The organism is Okeania sp. SIO1H4 (assembly GCF_010672695.1).
Lineage (GTDB): Bacteria > Cyanobacteriota > Cyanobacteriia > Cyanobacteriales > Microcoleaceae > Okeania > Okeania hirsuta.
In genome coordinates, this window is sequence record NZ_JAAHGB010000004.1 from 37,665 (window position 1) to 55,412 (window position 17,748).

Consider the following 17,748-nt stretch of genomic DNA (forward strand, 5'->3'; position numbering starts at 1 on the left):
AAATTACTTATGTAAAGGATTTATAGATTGTTAATTATTCACTCAACTCCTAGCTTTTCCCATATAAATTCTGACAATTTATATTTTTTTAACACATTTAGGGGTAAATGAGCAGAACCTTGAATGTATCCCAGACAATTTTCGCTTTGACAAATACAATCAAATCCTCGATCCATAGACCATTCTGTAGATGGATAAAAGAATGTGAATTCTTCTCCAATTTCGATGTCTCGTAGGGCAATTACTACCATTTTTTTAGTATCGAAAAAAACATTAGGATCGCAACTATGGTTAATATATTGCAAAAATTCTGGGTCAAGCATAATATGTTGGTTATCGCTAATTTGGACGGTTAAATAGTTGGGGCGATCGAGTATTTCTTTATGGCTAAAATTACTGATAACCTCTCCAGACTTCAACTCAATAGTCGTATGTAGAGACTTATTTCCACTGATTTTACACTCCCGAATTTCCGCAATAGAGCTAACTTTTGTGATTTTTTGACTTACCTGCATAAATTTTTTATTGAGATACAATTTCCTAACATTCTAGAATAAATAATACTATTTTTCTTGACAGATATAAAAATATTTGTGTAATTTAATAAAAAAATTAGTTATGAATAAATTTTTCAGATTCTTCTTTTGAAAAAACCAAAAAACAGTTATGCTACAGGTAACTTTTTCATAAAGCCCTATTTAGCCTTTTCCATTAAAGATTAAAGATAAAAAGAGCAGATTTATGCCAATTTCTCTCTCTACTAACCTTCTGCCACAGATAAATTATCTTGTTGATCGATAATTTTAACAATTCCATCATTTGTTAAATCTCTGATATATTCTAATAAATCATTCTTAAGTACTTCTGGCTCTACCTGCTCTTCCTCTAATAAATCCTCATAAGCCTCTTGAATAGACCCAGAACCTATTAAAGCAAATAACATTTTAGCTGCCATATCATCCAAAATAAAATCTTCACCTTCTTGTTGAGAGTTAACTAAAAAAATTTCTCCTTCATCTTCTGCTAAAAAAAAATTATCCGTTAATAGCACTTGTTGAGTTAATATAATCTCCACAACTTACCTCTACTGACAATAAAGTTAATAAAAAAAAGTAGTTTTGTACAGTCAAGATATACTATACAATAATTTGATAAAAACTACTATTTAAGGTATTTAAATTAGAAAAATGAATCTTCGCATAGGTAATGGCTACGATATCCATAAGTTAGGACCTGGAAGACCTCTAATACTTGGAGGAGTCAAAATTGACCATGAAATGGGATTAATTGGTCATAGCGATGCGGATGTTCTGACCCATGCAATTATGGATGCAATGTTAGGCGCTCTGAGTTTGGGTGATATTGGCCATTTTTTCCCTCCCAGCGATCCACAATGGGCTGGAGCTGATAGTATAGAATTGTTGAATCGTGTCAATCATTTAGTTAAGGCTAGCTGCTGGCAAGTTAGTAATATTGATTCAGTAGTAGTAGCAGAACGTCCTAAACTCAAGCCACATATCAAAGAAATGCAATCGCGCCTCGCTGCTACTTTAGAACTACAAGCAGATCAAGTCAGCATAAAAGCTACTACTAATGAAAAATTAGGTCCTGTAGGTCGAGAAGAAGGTATTGCTGCTTATGCTGTAGTTTTGCTAAATAAATATGAAGGATAAGTGGTCATCGGAAATATTAATAGTGGAAATATTTTTTCGTTCTAGGATTTTTAGGAATATAGCCATCTTAGATAAAATATGAGCATTAGCTACATATCAAGAGAAGTAACCCTCAGTATTTAGATAACTAATATTTGTTCAAAACCTATTTAGGACAGCTATAGGAAAGAAAAAGAGAAGAATATGGAAAAATGGTCAAGTCTATCTAGCTAAATGTTGTGAACCATTACCTATTAAATGGAGATGGAAAAATTATCATATCTTTGTGATTGCAGCTATTTACAAACTACGCATTAAGTATTTGCATTTTTGGTATCTCAGAATTTATTTCATAACTAAAAATTTTTAAATTGATCCAATATAAGTTTTGTTAGTACTCTTTAGTTGAATAATAAATCAATTCATAGTTGAGCGGTCGCGGAGCGCGGAACGGAGTTCTATGCCTCAACTATACCCTCACTAATAATCATAGAGTTGTTGGGAATTAAGCTAAAAAAATGGCTAATATCATGTTCCCCTCCGGGGGAGCTACGAATTGCGGATAATCAGTTATAATAAACCTTCTGCCTTCTAACCTTGCTCTTTCCCTTCAGCATAGCTGCCCTCTGCCTTCTGCCTTTGGTCCACAGATATTATAAGTATTCAACCGAACATGATATAAAACCCTTATTAGTCAAGGTTTATAGTGTTTTTTTTTATCCAATGCTGAAAATCTTATAGAGTAAGCTTTTGAGCCTTGTCGAGCCGTCAAAAGTGACATTTGAGTGGATAGTAAATAGCTACTCAAACAGACACTGGATAGAAGTTTTTTACCGAGAAGCGCTGATGATGGTTGGGATTAAAAGAATATCAAGTAACAGATAAATGGAGTCTAGAACGCCATTTGATCGAGAGTATTTTATACCTATACTTTGATCATTTGGCATAAGCTAACTACAGGATTACAGAGGCAATGGGGGAAACATTTGAAGACATTTACTGATGCAATAGTACGCTTTTCGTATAGCTATATCTTTCCGTTTTTTTGGTGTTGCACAGTGACGAATGATTTGATATTTTTGATAGAATTGGATTGTGGATTAATCAATTGCTAGAATGATTAATTAATGGTTTTTTTTAGTCAAAATCTAAACCAATTTTTGGCGATATCATTCCATAATGTGCAACCCCGTTTTTTTTGATTGGTTGGCTAATAATCGTGACGTATTTTCTTCTCACAGAAAGAGTTGAGGCTATATTTTGGCTTAAAAGTTGTGTAAGTCCCGTTACAAGAAAAACTAAGGGACTCTTGGTTAGTTGCTCACCCATTATTAGGTAAGTAACAAACTAAGAGTCCCACAGTTCTAGAATTAAAGAAGTTTTAAAGCAAGAGTTCTATAATCTTGCCTAAATCCCTAATTTCCTAGGACAAGGAGTTGATTACATAGTCTAAGAGAGAATTGTACTCTGTCAAAGCTTGAGGAGACAAATCGCGAGGAGCACAACCACGATTACGAGCAAAGCTTAAAGCTTCAACATAAGGTGCAGTAGGTAAGCTTAGAGCACGATAAACTTCACGCTGACCAGCAATTCCCCACTCATCAAGAGGGCCAGTTCCACCAACTACTAAGCAGTAGCTGACTAAGCGCAGATAGTGCTTGACATCGCGGAGACACTTAGCCTTAAAAGTGTCTGTGGAGTTAGCTTGACCAGCATCATTCAAGTAAGGAAACTTCTTGATGCAAGCATCATAAGCTTCTTGAGCAACTGCATCAAGATTACCAGCTAGCTTTTCAGCTGCTTCCAAACGAGCTGCGGAACGCTGGATAGAACCTTGTACTGATTCTAGATCGGAACTGCTAGGAAAACGACCTGCTGCATCAGCAGCGGTAACTACTGTGGTAATAACTGATTTCATTGTTTATTCTCTTCTGTGTTTGACTTTGTTAGATTGGTATTGAAACTTACTTGGTCTTGGCTAATCGTAATAACTGAAAAGCCAATAAACTAGATACCTTTAGAGGTATGGTGTAGCAAGACTTTTTGAGAGTAATTAGCTTAGAGCAGCAATTACTGTATCAAAATAGCCACTTGCTTCAGCAACTAGGCTAGCGCAACGATCTTCTGTTACAGTAGCTCCCATGATGCGCTTTTTATCTCCTGCAAATTCATCACTAGGCTGATCTTTGATGTGAGCTGCAGCTTGAGCTTTCATAATTTGAACAGCGCGAACTGTAGATGTAGCAGGAACACCTAATGCAGTGTAGGTTTCTTTTAAACCATTTAAGCAACGGTCGTTGAGAACAGAAGCATCACCAGCAAGTAGTGCGTAGGTAACGTAGCGTAGGATGATTTCACCATCACGCAAGCAAGCAGCCATACGACGGTTAGGATAGCAGTTTCCACCAGCTTGGATTAATCCCTGGTTTTCACAGATCATTCCAGCAATAGCATCAGATACCATGCAGCTTGCGTTACTAGCAATGGCGTTTACTGCATCAAGACGTCTGTTGCCTTGAGCAATAAATTCTTTGAGCTTATTTAATTCATCGCCACTAACAGGGGAAGTTGAGGCATCTGCTGAAACTACAGCTTTCGAAAAAGCATCTAACATTGAGCTCTCCTTAAAAATTGATTTTTTTGTAACCTTGATTTGAAGTTTCTAATAAGAAGGTCTCTTTTGTCTCGCTTTCTGAGGAAGAAAGTAATAATTCGTAAACAAGTAAATATTTGTTACGACTTTCCAGGCAATTAGCCAATCAGGTGTCCAGAAGCTACGATCAAAACCAAATATTTATATATAGCAGTAGGTTTTTTGGCGTTTGATATCATGTCTGGTTGAATACTTATAAATAACGACGGAGGAGTCAGGAGCTAGGTAGGTGAGCCGTCGGATTAGCAACGTACAGGAGGGAAGAAGAAGGAAGTTTTTTATTACTAATTAAACGGACATGATATGACAATAAATTTGGGTTGTCAGGGAGTAGAGAGTAGGGAGTAGGGAATAGAGAAATGTCCGCGCCCTATTTGCGTAGTGCTATAAATGCCAAAATGTCAATCAATCATTACCGAAAAGCTTCCGTTGAGAGTAAGTGTGTTTGAATCAGGGGATGAAAACGAGCGAGCCTTTTAGGGTAAAGACTTTAGTTGTCCTAATTACATAGTACAATTAGCTTGAGTTTAAAGTTTCGAGCTCGATAAATGTATGCTTGTCAACAAGTTTTAGGGGAGTCATACCAAATTCGGTTATTTTAAAGATATTTGGTAGTCCTGTATGGTAATGGTGAGGATATATATTAGAGTTTTTGGGAATTAAGCTAAAAAAATGGCTAAAACCCTTATTAGTCAAAGTTTATAGTGTTTTTTAAGCCTAAAAACCTCAAAAGCTTATATAGTAAGCTTTTGAGGCTTTTGAATTTTTATTTCCCAACAACTCTATTTTTTAATTTCTCCCACACTCCCCATCTCCCCATCTCCCCATCCCCCTATCTGTATATTAGACATCTCCAGAAAATAAACTTGCCCTTTATTTGCTATAAACTAGGGTTTGCTGAAAAAGTCTTATGAGTGAGGGTAGGAGACAGGAGACAGGAGACAGGAGACAGGAGACAGGAGAAATGGGAATGAACGAGGAGGTAGGAGTAAGAATTTTAAGAATGATTTTTATGCCCAACTCTGGCCTAAAATACTAACTTTTTGAGCGTGAAGAACTGAAAACCAGGCACTTTTTAAAGGCCCCAAAAAGGCTAAAACCTTTATCTGTAAATACTTTTAGATTTAATCAACAAGCCCTAAACTAGAGTGTAATAACTCAAAAAATCATTTTCCGTGTTTTTTTTCTAAAAAAATCTTCCCTTTTCCCTATTCCCTACCTTTACAAAAAGTCTATATCTTTTTCACGCCTATATCTATTAATTTGGTATTATGATCCAGCGTTATTAAGTAACCTGATAATATCTTGATAACCATTAAATTCTGCAAGCATTAAAGCCGTACAACCGCCTTGATTTTTATCATTCAAATTAGCACCATAATCAATTAATAGTTTTACAGCTTCAGCATGGCCTTGATATGCTGCCCACATTAAAGCTGTCGCTTCATTATCATCTCTAAGATTAATATCAGCTCCTTTTTCTAAGAGTATTTTTAATGTTTCAATATCGCCTTGATATGCTGCTTTCATCATTGGAGTAGAACCACCTTGAGCAGAAATATTAACATCTGCCCCTACATCTAGCAAAACATTAATAATTTCTTGATGTTTTTGCCATATTGCCAAAGTTAAAGCTGTTTCTCCAAGATGTTTACTATTCAATAAAGATGTCAAATTTTGCTTTTCTATTTTGTTCAATAAAATTGATACAATATCCGTATAACCATGAAAAATTGCTCCAAATAAAGGAGTATCACCTGCTTGATTCTTAGTAACAATTTCAGCCCCATAATTTAGCAGTAGTTTTACCATTTTGGTATGATTTTCTACTACAGCAAAACTTAAAGCTGTTTCTCCTTCTAAATCTTGAGAATTAACATCAGCATGAGCATCCAATAAAGTAGAAGCGATCGCTACATTTCCTTCTGCAGCAGCAGCCATCAAAGCTGTACCACCATTTCTACTTTTAATATTAACATCTGCCCCTGCTTCTAACAAAACTTTTACTACTTCTAAATGACCTAGGTCAGCAGCTAAAATGAGTGGATTTTCTCCATCTTTGTCTTTAAAATTAATATCAGCACCAGCTTTTAATAGAGTCTTTACAGCAGGTAAATCACCTGTTTCTGCTGCTTGCATTAACCATGTTTTACCTTGTAAATTTCTAGTATTTACATTCACACCATGATTAATCAAAATTTCTCTTATTTCTGCATAATTACTATCAGCAACTATAGATAAAGTAGACTCATCGACCCTCGCCCCACCATCTAGTAAGACCTTAACTACATCTTGATAACCTTGACTCGTTGCTAAACCCAAGGCTGTATCATGGTCTTTATCCACCACGTTAACATCAGCTCCAGCAGCGATTAATTGATTGGCCACTGCTACATAACCATTCATTGAAGCAACCATGAGTGGGGAACTACCATCATCATTTTTGCCATTGACATCAGCACCCCTACTTAACAAAAGTTCTACTATTTCCGCCCGTCCATGAGCTGCAGCTAACATCAAAGCTGTAACACCCAATTTTTTTCTTATATAGTTGACATCAGCACCTTTATCTAGTAAAGTAGAGGCTATTTGAGCATACCCCTTTTCTGCAGCAATCATTAAAGCCGTTGTACCATCTAGAGCTTGAGCATTAGCATCAATATTTTGAGCCAGCAAGGTACATACTTGGGCAAAATTAGCATTTTTAACAGCCTGGACTAAGAAAATTTCTTCTTTTTGCGAAGCCATACCGACAACCATAATCTACGTTTTTAAGATCACATAAGATTAACTTGCTGTTATGCTAACTTTTATGAAGTTTTTTTACTAATCCCAGAGAGAAGATTAATTATGGATCTGCCAATTCCAGAATCTATTAAACCATGGCTCAATTTTTTTCATCCCGCCATTATGTGGATACTATTGGCCTTGACAATTTACGCCTTATATCTCGGCATCAAAGTTCGTAATAGTAGAACTGCTACAGATACAGAAAAGAAAAAAGAATTTGCTAAATTTAAAATCAAACATCACCAAGTTGGCTCCTTTCTCTTAGCTTTTATGGTTTTAGGGTCTCTTGGTGGAATGGCCGTCACTTATATCAATAATGGAAAATTATTTTTTGGCCCTCATCTCTTAGCCGGGTTAGGCATGACAGGAGCGATCGCTATCTCTGCATCTTTAACTCCTTTTATGCAGAAAGGCCAAGATTGGGCTCGCTACAGTCATATTGTTCTTAATGTGTCAATTCTTGGTCTTTTTAGCTGGCAAGCGGTAACGGGAGTCGAAATTATGTTAAGGATAATTAGCAATATGTAAAAGATTGGAATTAATCAGGGGATTAAATTTTTCCCTGATTTTTAGGTTCCATATCTTTTACTTGCGTTTTCTTTGTTTGGGAAATGGCAAGTTATGAGTGGTATGAAAATCTACTTGAGTTTTGTGACTCAAGCATCTAGATACTTGTTGTACTATTTTAAGTAATAAACTATCGCCAGTTTTTTGAATCAAACTAGGAGACATTTTCCGAATAAACTGGGGAAATTTTACACCTACGGTCAAATCCAAATCCCATTTTGCACCAGTCATCACAGGAGGCAGTCCTAACTTTTGAATTTCCTCTTGAGTAAAAAACTGTTCTGTGGGTAACTCTAGCAACTTCATTTCTGATTGAAAGTTTACTTGATATCCAGGAGGTGTATAATTAGGCACTGGGATATATCTAATTTTATATATTCCTGCGGAGTCTGGTGGTACCAATTCCAGACCTACTCTAGCTTCAACCTGGTATCCAAAAGAACCAAATTTTCCGAGCGACAAATCATAGCCATTTTCTCCAATAGGCTCAACTTTCATCGGATGAGCACATTGACAAAACCAACTACGATGAGATGCAAAGTGCTTTGCTACAGTATCTACATTTGCATATAATTTCATGCAGTCATTGTATTTTGTCTTAAACCAGGTAGTTGGGTTAGTTTCTGATACTTCTATTTCTGTTGTACTTACATAGAAATCACTAACCAAGTTTTTGTCCATCTCTACAGTTTGATGTCCTGCAAAGTTGTGATCCATGATTCATTCTCCTATGTATATATATATACACTATATATAATATTTTGAGGATTTCCAAATTGCTATATAGATTTATACAAAGAATTTATATTTATAGCAGGCAACAGGGAAAAGTGAGAAAAACACCCTGATTCGGATAGTCATCAGTCTATTGTCCGTGCTATACCCGTCTATTAGACCTCTTTGGAAAAGAGGGAGGAGAGTAGGGAGTAGGAGGAAAGAATTGATGGTTTTTGCGCGATAATTGATTTGATTTTTGATTATCACCAGATGTCTATTGCTATATCTTTAAAAGTAGAGAGTTCGTAATTGAAGAAGGTGTCAGGAGGGAAAGTTAAGTTCGTTGGAGATACTCTCGTGCAAATTATAAGGATTTGAAAATCTAAGTTACCCCTTAACTAGAAGCACAGAGCTATCCAAATACCCTATCTACAATTCCCTTCTGACCGCTGATTACTAACTTGCATTCAAAAACTGTTAAAATTTAGAACTTTATTATAGATAAATTGAAAAATGAAAGTATTCGTTGCTGGAGCAACTGGCCAAACAGGTTGTCGAATTGTACAAGACTTAGTAAGACGAGATATTCCTGTAAAAGCTCTGGTTCGTGACTTAGAAACAGCTAAAGAAATTTTGCCTCCAGAAGCAGAGTTGGTAATGGGGGATGTCCTGAATTCTCAAGGTCTCTACGCTGCTATTGAAGATAGCACAGTACTATTATGTGCTACGGGTGCTAAACCTAGTTTTGACTTTACTGGTCCATATCAAGTGGATTATGTAGGAACTAAAAATTTAGTGGATGTTGCTAAACAGAAAGGTATTGATCGTTTTATTTTAGTTTCATCCCTATGTGTGTCTAAATTTTTTCATCCCCTAAATCTATTCTGGCTAATTTTATTCTGGAAGAAACAAGCTGAAGGATATATTCAGAAAAGTGGTCTGAATTATACTATTGTTCGCCCTGGTGGTCTGAAAAATGATGATAATCAATTTCCTATTGTTATGGAATCTGCTGATCGCTTATTTGAAGGTAGTATTCCTCGAACTAAGGTAGCACAAGTTTCTGTGGAGGCAATATTTCAACCAGCAGCTTGTAATAAAATTGTGGAAATTATTACTGAGGCAGAAGCACCAGAAAAATCTTGGGAAGAGTTATTTATTTCTGTCTCTTAAATGTAGTTTGAAGGTAATAAATCAAGATGAACTTTAATATCATGTCCTCTGGTATCGTTTGTGTAAACCAAAGGGTGAATATCTACAAAAAATTTAAGTTTTTTTGGACTTTTAAGTCTTCTGTTCTAGATAACTAAAGTCTTATTCCCTCTTACTTCTTCCTTCTTCCTTACCTTTACCGAAGAATTAATAATTAAATAATTCAGCTTTGTTAGCCTCCCCTTTCAAGGGGAAAAAAATAAATTTTTTCCTTTTAGTCAATCCTCTCCCTTTTAGGGAGAGGTAATTATCCATTATCCATTAATGAAAATACCGATTATACTGGACTTGGTATAAGTTATGGCATAGCACATTTTAAAATTATTTTAATACAGTAATTATTATAAAAAAATCAGCTATTGTACTAAAAAAAAAGGGGCGCAACTTTTTAATAATTAGGTTAAACTAGAGGTTGATTAGGAAACTTTACTACATGAAATTCATAGTAGGTAGCTCCCAAAAAAATGTTGAAAATTCCTCCTTTATTATTTAGATGCATCCGGTTAAACCTAAGATTATCAGAAGAAAGAAGTCAAGGTCTTCTTATGGTCGTTTTATGCTTTTCAAACGTTTAATTTTTATATCTATATTTATCATCTCTTTTATTTCATTTTTCCAAATTTTTAAGGGGAACTCAAATATAAGTAAACAGGAAATAACTAAATTAATTTCTCCTAATAAATATAATTACAATGGTGGAGATAAATGGCCTCAACTAGCAATGAAAGGTGGAGATCCTTATATTCGTGCATTAATGCGAACTATTTCAGCTAGCGAGTCTAATTATTCTCGGCCTTATCATGTTGTTTATACAGGTAAAAATGTATCTAATTTGAGTAAACATCCAGACTGGTGTATTACCATCGTTTCTGGTCCGAATAAAGGGAATTGTAGCACTGCAGCTGGACGATATCAAATGTTAACAAATACTTGGTATCTAATGGCAAGACGTTATCATCCTCAACGTGGCTGGTTTATGTTTTGGGAATCTTACAGTTTTGAGCCAAAATATCAGGATGCTGTTGTACATGGTTGGTTAAGCGATCGCAAATATTGGAAAGCAGATATTCCTGGGTTATTAAGAAAAGGAAAATTAGACCGAGTTTTGCGGTTATTATCTGGAACATGGACGAGTTTAGGATATGGAATTGAAACTAATTCTATGAGTAGGAATTTACCAAGAGTATATCGGGAAGTTTTGGAAAATGAATTAAGTATTTTAGGGGATAATTTTTATCAAAAAAAGGAAAACTCTGTGATAGTTGAGTATTTTCCTAAGGATGTTGACAATGGAGTAGTTGAAAAAGCTTTAAGAACTTTAGATTATCAGTTAATACTTTTACCAACTATAGTAGTGGATATGCCTAGTAATTCAATTTGGTTTGGTTCAGCAGTAAGTATAAAAGATGTTAAATTAGTTGCTGAAAAATTAATTAGTTCAGGTGTTAGTATTAAAGCTATTCGGCCTTTTAATAAAAAAGTTGCATTCTCAGATTTATTGATTCAAGTGGGAGCTGACCCAGAGGTAAAAAATAGACCATCTTTAACCTTAGAGGAAGTTCGGGAAAAATCTAGTTTTACTAGAGATGATTAATTCAAAAATTAATAATTAATAATTACTTCTCCTTCTCCTTCAAATGAATAGGATTGGCGAAAAGTATTTTTTTGATTTATTTATTCTTGAAATCAGAGACTTTAAAGTTTAATTATTCGCTAAACAGGGAAGAGGAAAATTCTCGCAAATAATTGAGAATTTCTATATTAATTTACTTGATAGTTAATTGGGATTTAATAATAATAAAATCTGCCTCTTAATATGAAATTTGGTTATGCAGTTGTCGCAATCTATACTTACATTCAATGCAGATATAAAAAGTCGGAATATCCCTAGATAATTTCCACTTTCATCCTTCCTTTTCTCCTTTCTACTGACTACTAAATTATACGATAACTAATTATCCGGATACTATATTAAGCTATTCCAATCATTCAATAACTTCTGTTATTGAATTGTAGGTAGTGGTGTACAAGTATTTATTTTTGTAGTTTTGTTTCTGATAGTGAAAGGGATTTACTTATAAATAGTACTACATCTACAGGACTACCGAATTGTAGAAATAAAGTTATTATGGGTAGGATTATGCACTACTACAACGAAAAAAAGAATAGTAAAAACTTCAAATCAATGCAATAGTAAATCTCTGACTCCTCAGAAAAAAACTCTTTCAGATTTGGTGAAAGATTATCTAAAATATTACGATAATTACTATACTTTTCAAGAACAATGGTGGGGCGATAAAAGTCTGAATTGGGAAGGTGCTTTAGAGAGAGTTTGGATGTCTAGGTTTCCAGATGGCAAAATACACTCTCATCAGCGTCGAGTATCCTCTAAATTAGCGGTAGGATTGAGAATTTCACTAGCAGATGGCCTACAACCTCCCTTAGAGACCTTCGAGCAACTTTATGACTGGGTAGAATCTGTTACTAATCGGGTTAAGGGTCTGGGAGCAATGACAACTTATGATGTAGCTCAACGCTTGGGTATGTGGTTACAGTTATACCCAACTATAGTCTACCTTCATCAAGGAACGTCGGCTGGTGCTGAAAAATTCAATGTAAGAGGAAAGACTGCCCCTCTTGATGTGTTCCCTCCAGAAATTTAATAGTTAGGAGCTGCTCATGCGGAGAATTTTTTGTGTATTTACAAAGAGCATTTTATTTCAACTTCAGTTGTTTGATTAGATAGGTAGGAATCCTAAATCAAATCAAAGATTATGATATAATATCATGTCAGGATAATAAGTGATAAAAAAATTTTTGTTTGTAGTTTTTTAAATTGAGTTTCCACTCGTTTAATTTGAGAGTAAGCATATCCCGCAAAAGAAGCTCTGATTTTCTGGGAAATAAATGCCTGACGATAGGAAATTAGCTTTTTTCCCACTGGCGATAAATGTAAGTAAAATTCTGAATCTAACCACAGAGTTTCTAACATATTGGGATTGTTGTTATAGACCAAGGTCAGAAATTTTCTTAACTCATAAACCACACAATCTTTGACATTATCTAATACTGGATATAAACCTATTCCTGGTTCATCCCAACCTCGGTCTTTTTGTTCAACAGATTTGAAACCTAAATAATAATCTTTGGGAGCAATAAAAACGCCTTTATAATCACAATCTGATGAAGGTGTGGAAGTACCGTAAGCTTGAGAACCTGTCAGGGCAAGTAATATTAATCCTGATTCTACTGTTTTTCTATCCATTCAAATCAAAATTCAAAATTCAAAAGTTATATAAGAAGATCCTTGGGGCTTTTGATCGCTTTTTTTCAGAGGGATCGCTTCGGTGTATTATTTATGTTACTAATATATTACAAAAAAAAATATTCCTGCCATCTGGTAAAGATGTTGATTGACTGTTGTGAGAATGTGATTTTTTACTATTGCGTATGTCAAAATAGTAATGAATATATTTTTAATTTCTAATTTTTAATAATCCTAGTTGTTTGTGTCGGTTGACTTGTGAGAGTAGTTTGATGAGAGCGCAAATGACTTCAAGTTCAGTTTTCACAAGGCTTGATACTCTACTATTGCGTATGTCAAAATAGTAATGAATATATTTTTAATTTCTAATTTTTAATTAGTCATAAATATGATCCTTTGTGTTGGGTCATATCAAATCCGGTTAAACAGCCATAGAATGGTTAAGTTAGGAGGAGTCAACCCACCCCTAACCCCTCCGGTGGAGGGGGAGTCAGTCGGACCTCCTCAGGAGGAGAAAGAATTACAAAGATAAACGTAGTTATGGCGATTGAAGATTTTTTTTATGTCCAATTAAACGGATTTGATATCAGAGTGTTTTGAGATGAACCACATCGTCACAATCACGCGCCCAGTAGGGAAGTTCCATGGAACGTCCCTAATGTGGTCTACCGTGCAGGAAAACCGCGCTACCGGATTTGATATCATCTCCCCATATACTCAAATTTATTCTGCTATTTGAGAATACCGACGTTTAGTTCTCGACTATGAACAACTACCAGAGATTAGTGAAGCTCTGATTTACACTGCAATAATTAGATTAATGTTACAAAGGCTTGGTGCTAAAAAATCTGGCTGTTCTTAAGATTTGTTTTACAAACAGTCTCTAAGATCCACATCGAAAAACATATCTCGTTTTAAGAAGGGTATTCTGTTGTTTCTCGTTATTAGGTCCACACCCTTTATTTCCTTTGGTAACTCTGTAAATATTAGCCCTGAAGTATGGATCACTAGTATATGAACAAACCGTCCGGGTTAGCTCCTGTGATAAATCTCGAATATTATAATTTTGCACTCCTTTACTTTGACATGATTGAGGCATTACTTTTTGATAATTCCAGTGATCTTCCATACAAGTGTGGGCAGCATCTCTTGCTCTTCTCCGACATCTATTTGGTACATTATGACCGCATCCTCTTCTGGCATTAAATCTACCTACTATTACGCCGTTTTTAGCGGTTAAACTTGAACTTTCTACCTGATAGTACCCAGTACAAGAACGCTTAATATTTCCTGCTAGCCTGATAGGATTCTCAGTTTTATCAATGAAAGGTTCAGGGTCTATATTTTGTGCTCCTTGAGTATGGGATGGATAGTTAACTATTAGTCCTAAGATCAAACTCGACGCTAAAGTTAGAGGTATCCCTAATTTATAAATTTCTTTTATATTCATAAGTCAGACCTCCCCAATAAGTGTTGTATTGAAATTACTCCTTAACTGTCCTTGGTCTCGCTCACTTTTAATATCTCAAAGTAAATCCACTCTGTCTGTTTCTTTTGTCTCCGTGTACACTATTATCTTATAATCAAAAATTTCAATTACATACATTTTGATAAGTAATTTTACTTAACTACACTGATCTTAATTTCTTTGTGTAAGTATCAAAATATTAAAACCTTACACACCTTGATATATCTTAATTTTAAAGATGGTAGCTTACCCTAAATGCCATAGATCCCAAGCATTCTCCCATATTTGCTTCACTGACAAGTACCCCTAGTAGTAACCCTTGAGTATCAACCAAGATATGACGATACCCGGCCTTTTACTTTTTTACCGCCATCATAGCCATATACCTCCCCCTGCTTGCTCCGTCCTTACGCTGAGGTTTCCTCAGCGCGGGCGGTGCGCTTTTTGCCGTTGTTTTTACCGCCATACGAATCGACAACTGCTGCAGTAGGTTCTGGGTGTCGTGTTTCGAGTATTCTTGTTTCTCGCCGTAGAGTATGATTTATTTCCTCCCAAACACCATGTCGTTGCCATTTACGTACATTTAGTTGATACAGTTTGCCAAGGTGGTAGATCATAGGGCAAAGAACGCCAATGACAACCAGAATAAAAGATATAGAAGATACCATTAACTACTTCTGTGAGATTAGTGTTTGGTTTTTGCCCTCGTTTTTGAGGTTTTGGTAGCAAAGGTTCTAGTAGCTCCCACCTAAGCGATCGCTTAGGTAACTGGCATAAGATTTTCGGGACATTGATTTGACACTCATCGAGGTTTTGGTAGCAAAGGTTCTAGTAGCTCCCACCTAAGCGATCGCTTAGGTAACTGGCATAAAATTTTCGGGACATTGATTTGACACTCATCATTGATTTTTTTATCATTTTCTTTGTGGGTTTAATACCCCACCGTCAACGGGGGTGTTCACGCATTACTTGGGGGAGCGAATCCCCATGTAATTTTCCTCCTGTCTCCTGTCTCCTGTCTCCTGTCTCCTTCTTCAATTTCCTACCTTAAATACCTCTTCATGGCTATCTTTAGCTTTTTTTTACAAACAGTCTCTAAGATTTTTAGACATAGATTTGAAAAAGAATGCAGAGAAGTTAAATAGAGCTTCCCTGCAGGTGTTTGATCAAAGGTTTATTTATGATGATAATTCAGTAGTTAACCTGAGATCATATTATGCCTCAACTGCCATACTTTTGATTTTTAACTCTTCAGAATTAATTCCCATGGGCGATTTCCACAAGCGATCGCCCTGCACCAAAGTATGTACGTTCCAACGGTCAGAAGTTTGAGGATAATCGCTACGATAATGTCCACCTCTACTTTCAATTCGCCATGCAGCACTTTTGAGAATTAAATAACCTAGATCCAAAAGATTGAGCGTTTCTGCAACCATCCGCAACTGTTGTTCAGCATCAGTCGAGTTTAACTCTATCATCTGGTTAGGCAATAGATTTGCTAAAAATTGAACTATATCCAAACCTGCCAAACTTTCTCGCCAATTATTAATTTTATGTAGGGATCTATCTAACAACTCTCTTTCACGAGAGATACCCGCACTTTCCCACATTAAACTCGGTAGCATTTGCCGAATCAATTCTATCTTTTCCATATCCCCACTCCAATTAAAGTCTACCTGCGACACCTCAGAATTAGGCGCAACTAAATTTGGCTGAATTTCAATGCGAGATAGTTGAGAAGCAAACACTAAACATTCCAACAAAGAATTACTAGCTAAACGATTTGCTCCATGAACTCCCGTACTTGCCGTTTCTCCGATGGCATAGAGTCCACGAATTGAGGTTTTACTCATTAAGTTACAAGCAATTCCACCCATCCAATAATGAGCAGCAGGAGCAACCGGAATAGGTTCTTGAAAAACATCAATACCCCATTGTTTGCAGACATTGATAATATTGGGGAAGCGATAACGAATGCGGTCGGGAGCAATAGGTCGCAAATCTAAATAAACATGAGCTTGGGTGGGATCATCTGCAGTTTTTTGCAAGTGATGAAAAATAGCTCTACTGACAACATCTCTTGGTGCCAACTCTCCAGCAGGATGATATTCAAAGGCAAAGCGGTTTCCACGATCGTCAATTAGATGCGCTCCTTCCCCCCGCACAGCTTCACTAATCAGAAAATGAGGAGCGCCTGGTTTAGTTAAAGCAGTAGGATGAAATTGGAAAAATTCCAAATCTCGTAACACAGCTCCCGCACGCCAAGCTATTGCTACTCCATCCCCTGTACTCACTTCCGGGTTAGTTGTTTGAGCAAATATTTGACCCCCTCCACCCGTTGCCAGCACAACTACAGAAGATTTTAACCACTGAATTTTACTTTGATGGAGAAGACTAATACCTTGGACGCGATTTTTTTGTGGTGTTAGCCATAAATTTAATGCTACTGCCTGAGAAATAACTTGAATGTTTTGACGTTCCAACACTTTTGCTGTCAGTGTATCAATAATAGCTCGACCTGTAGTATCTGCGGAATGAAGTACGCGAGGATATGAGTGGGCAGCTTCTAAAGTCATTGCCAGTTTTTCTCCTTTGCGGTCAAAAGCAACACCCATTTCTACTAGATGAGCGATCGCTTCACCTGCATTCTCAACCATGAATTTTACCGCTTCTTTTTCACATAAACCCACACCTGCTTTGAGGGTATCTTCTAAGTGTAAGAATGGATGATCTGATGGATCTACAGCAGCAGCAATACCTCCCTGAGCGCAGTTACTCGATCCCATATTTATGACATCCTTAGTAACTAAACCAACTCTAAGATGAGTAGGTAAACAAAGTGCAGCATAAAGTCCTGCTGCACCCGAACCTACTACTATAACATCAAAGTAGGGGGAAATATTTAGAGATTTTAATCTTGGCATTCGTATAAAGTTATTTATTTGATCTAGAATAAATCAGTGTACAATTTTGTTGAGCAAAGCTTTTCTATAAGGAATTTCAGATACATATTTATAGATAGCAATAGACTATCCCTTGCAATTAAGAAGGGACAAGAAGAATGCTTGCTCATTGTCTACAGATTAGAAAGATTATAATTGCTTTCTTAAAATTCAGCTACTTTTTTACAATTTCTTCGGTTATGAATCAAAAATTATTTAGAGGAACTTATATTTATATTCAGAAGTTATTATGTTTCGGTTTTACTTTTAATATCAAATCCGGTTAAATAACCTCACAATCATTAGAAATCTCCATAAAAGAAGGAGTAGGGAGTAGGGGGAAATAATTGATGAATAAGAGTACGATAATTGATTTGATTTTTTATAATTGGAGGTGTCTATTAGGCTAAAACTGATCGTAAGGTAATTGGAAGCATATGCAATTAGACGGATTTGATATCAGCTTTTAACTTTGAACTCTA

The 17,748-nt window shown here is 35.9% G+C and carries 16 protein-coding genes; 6 read left to right on the plus strand and 10 right to left on the minus strand.

Annotated elements, in window-relative coordinates; all coding sequences use genetic code 11:
* Positions 1-38 precede the first annotated feature (38 nt).
* Complete coding sequence (locus F6K06_RS02520; RefSeq protein WP_124147822.1) at positions 39-515, minus strand: SET domain-containing methyltransferase; 477 nt, start codon at positions 513-515, stop codon at positions 39-41.
* A gap of 245 nt (positions 516-760) precedes the next feature.
* On the minus strand, positions 761-1,075 hold the full coding sequence (locus tag F6K06_RS02525) for a PqqD family protein (protein ID WP_124147821.1): 315 nt from the start codon (positions 1,073-1,075) through the stop codon (positions 761-763).
* A 112-nt stretch (positions 1,076-1,187) separates the two neighbouring features.
* Between F6K06_RS02525 and ispF the strand changes: the two genes are divergently transcribed.
* A complete protein-coding gene (ispF, locus tag F6K06_RS02530; RefSeq protein WP_124147820.1) occupies positions 1,188-1,673 on the plus strand; it encodes a 2-C-methyl-D-erythritol 2,4-cyclodiphosphate synthase in 486 nt (161 codons plus the stop codon).
* 1,402 nt (positions 1,674-3,075) lie between these two features.
* Here the strand turns inward: ispF and F6K06_RS02535 are convergent.
* Positions 3,076-3,570, minus strand: coding sequence for a bleomycin hydrolase (locus F6K06_RS02535; protein WP_124147819.1), 495 nt, complete (start codon positions 3,568-3,570; stop codon positions 3,076-3,078).
* A 135-nt stretch (positions 3,571-3,705) separates the two neighbouring features.
* Positions 3,706-4,266, minus strand: coding sequence for a C-phycoerythrin subunit beta (cpeB, locus tag F6K06_RS02540; RefSeq protein WP_124147818.1), 561 nt, complete (start codon positions 4,264-4,266; stop codon positions 3,706-3,708).
* A 949-nt stretch (positions 4,267-5,215) separates the two neighbouring features.
* On the opposite strand from cpeB, the gene F6K06_RS02545 reads away from it, so the two are divergent.
* A complete protein-coding gene (locus tag F6K06_RS02545) occupies positions 5,216-5,344 on the plus strand; it encodes a hypothetical protein (protein WP_275670476.1) in 129 nt (42 codons plus the stop codon).
* A gap of 230 nt (positions 5,345-5,574) precedes the next feature.
* On the opposite strand, the gene F6K06_RS02550 is transcribed toward F6K06_RS02545, so the two are convergent.
* Complete coding sequence (locus tag F6K06_RS02550; RefSeq protein WP_287239480.1) at positions 5,575-7,053, minus strand: ankyrin repeat domain-containing protein; 1,479 nt, start codon at positions 7,051-7,053, stop codon at positions 5,575-5,577.
* Between the two features lie 102 nt (positions 7,054-7,155).
* Between F6K06_RS02550 and F6K06_RS02555 the strand changes: the two genes are divergently transcribed.
* Positions 7,156-7,623, plus strand: coding sequence for a DUF4079 domain-containing protein (locus tag F6K06_RS02555; protein ID WP_124147816.1), 468 nt, complete (start codon positions 7,156-7,158; stop codon positions 7,621-7,623).
* A gap of 57 nt (positions 7,624-7,680) precedes the next feature.
* On the opposite strand, the gene F6K06_RS02560 is transcribed toward F6K06_RS02555, so the two are convergent.
* Entirely contained in the window at positions 7,681-8,379 is a 699-nt protein-coding gene (locus tag F6K06_RS02560; RefSeq protein ID WP_124147815.1) for a DUF1997 domain-containing protein, read from the minus strand.
* A 513-nt stretch (positions 8,380-8,892) separates the two neighbouring features.
* Between F6K06_RS02560 and F6K06_RS02565 the strand changes: the two genes are divergently transcribed.
* The 3 genes from F6K06_RS02565 to F6K06_RS02575 all read left to right on the plus strand — a co-directional run bounded on the left by F6K06_RS02565 (position 8,893) and on the right by F6K06_RS02575 (position 12,254).
* A complete protein-coding gene (locus F6K06_RS02565) occupies positions 8,893-9,552 on the plus strand; it encodes an NAD(P)H-binding protein (RefSeq protein WP_124147814.1) in 660 nt (219 codons plus the stop codon).
* A gap of 595 nt (positions 9,553-10,147) precedes the next feature.
* The gene (locus tag F6K06_RS33725; protein WP_353734848.1) at positions 10,148-11,185 is read left to right on the plus strand and encodes a glycoside hydrolase family protein; all 1,038 of its coding nucleotides are present in this window, start codon (positions 10,148-10,150) and stop codon (positions 11,183-11,185) included.
* A gap of 640 nt (positions 11,186-11,825) precedes the next feature.
* Entirely contained in the window at positions 11,826-12,254 is a 429-nt protein-coding gene (locus tag F6K06_RS02575) for a hypothetical protein (RefSeq protein WP_124147812.1), read from the plus strand.
* Positions 12,255-12,376: 122 nt separating this feature from the next.
* Here F6K06_RS02575 and F6K06_RS02580 read toward each other — a convergent pair whose 3' ends face one another.
* The 4 genes from F6K06_RS02580 to nadB all read right to left on the minus strand — a co-directional run bounded on the left by F6K06_RS02580 (position 12,377) and on the right by nadB (position 17,248).
* Positions 12,377-12,856 (minus strand): DNA polymerase beta superfamily protein, encoded by a 480-nt coding sequence (locus F6K06_RS02580; protein ID WP_124147811.1) that lies wholly within the window; start codon positions 12,854-12,856, stop codon positions 12,377-12,379.
* A gap of 883 nt (positions 12,857-13,739) precedes the next feature.
* On the minus strand, positions 13,740-14,306 hold the full coding sequence (locus F6K06_RS02585; protein ID WP_287239488.1) for a hypothetical protein: 567 nt from the start codon (positions 14,304-14,306) through the stop codon (positions 13,740-13,742).
* Between the two features lie 591 nt (positions 14,307-14,897).
* Positions 14,898-15,119 carry a transposase gene (locus F6K06_RS02590; protein WP_124147808.1) on the minus strand — a complete coding sequence of 74 codons (222 nt, stop codon included), beginning with the start codon at positions 15,117-15,119 and terminating at the stop codon, positions 14,898-14,900.
* Between the two features lie 419 nt (positions 15,120-15,538).
* Positions 15,539-17,248, minus strand: a complete 1,710-nt coding sequence (gene nadB, locus F6K06_RS02595) for an L-aspartate oxidase (RefSeq protein WP_287239491.1) — start codon at positions 17,246-17,248, stop codon at positions 15,539-15,541.
* Positions 17,249-17,748: the final 500 nt, after the last annotated feature.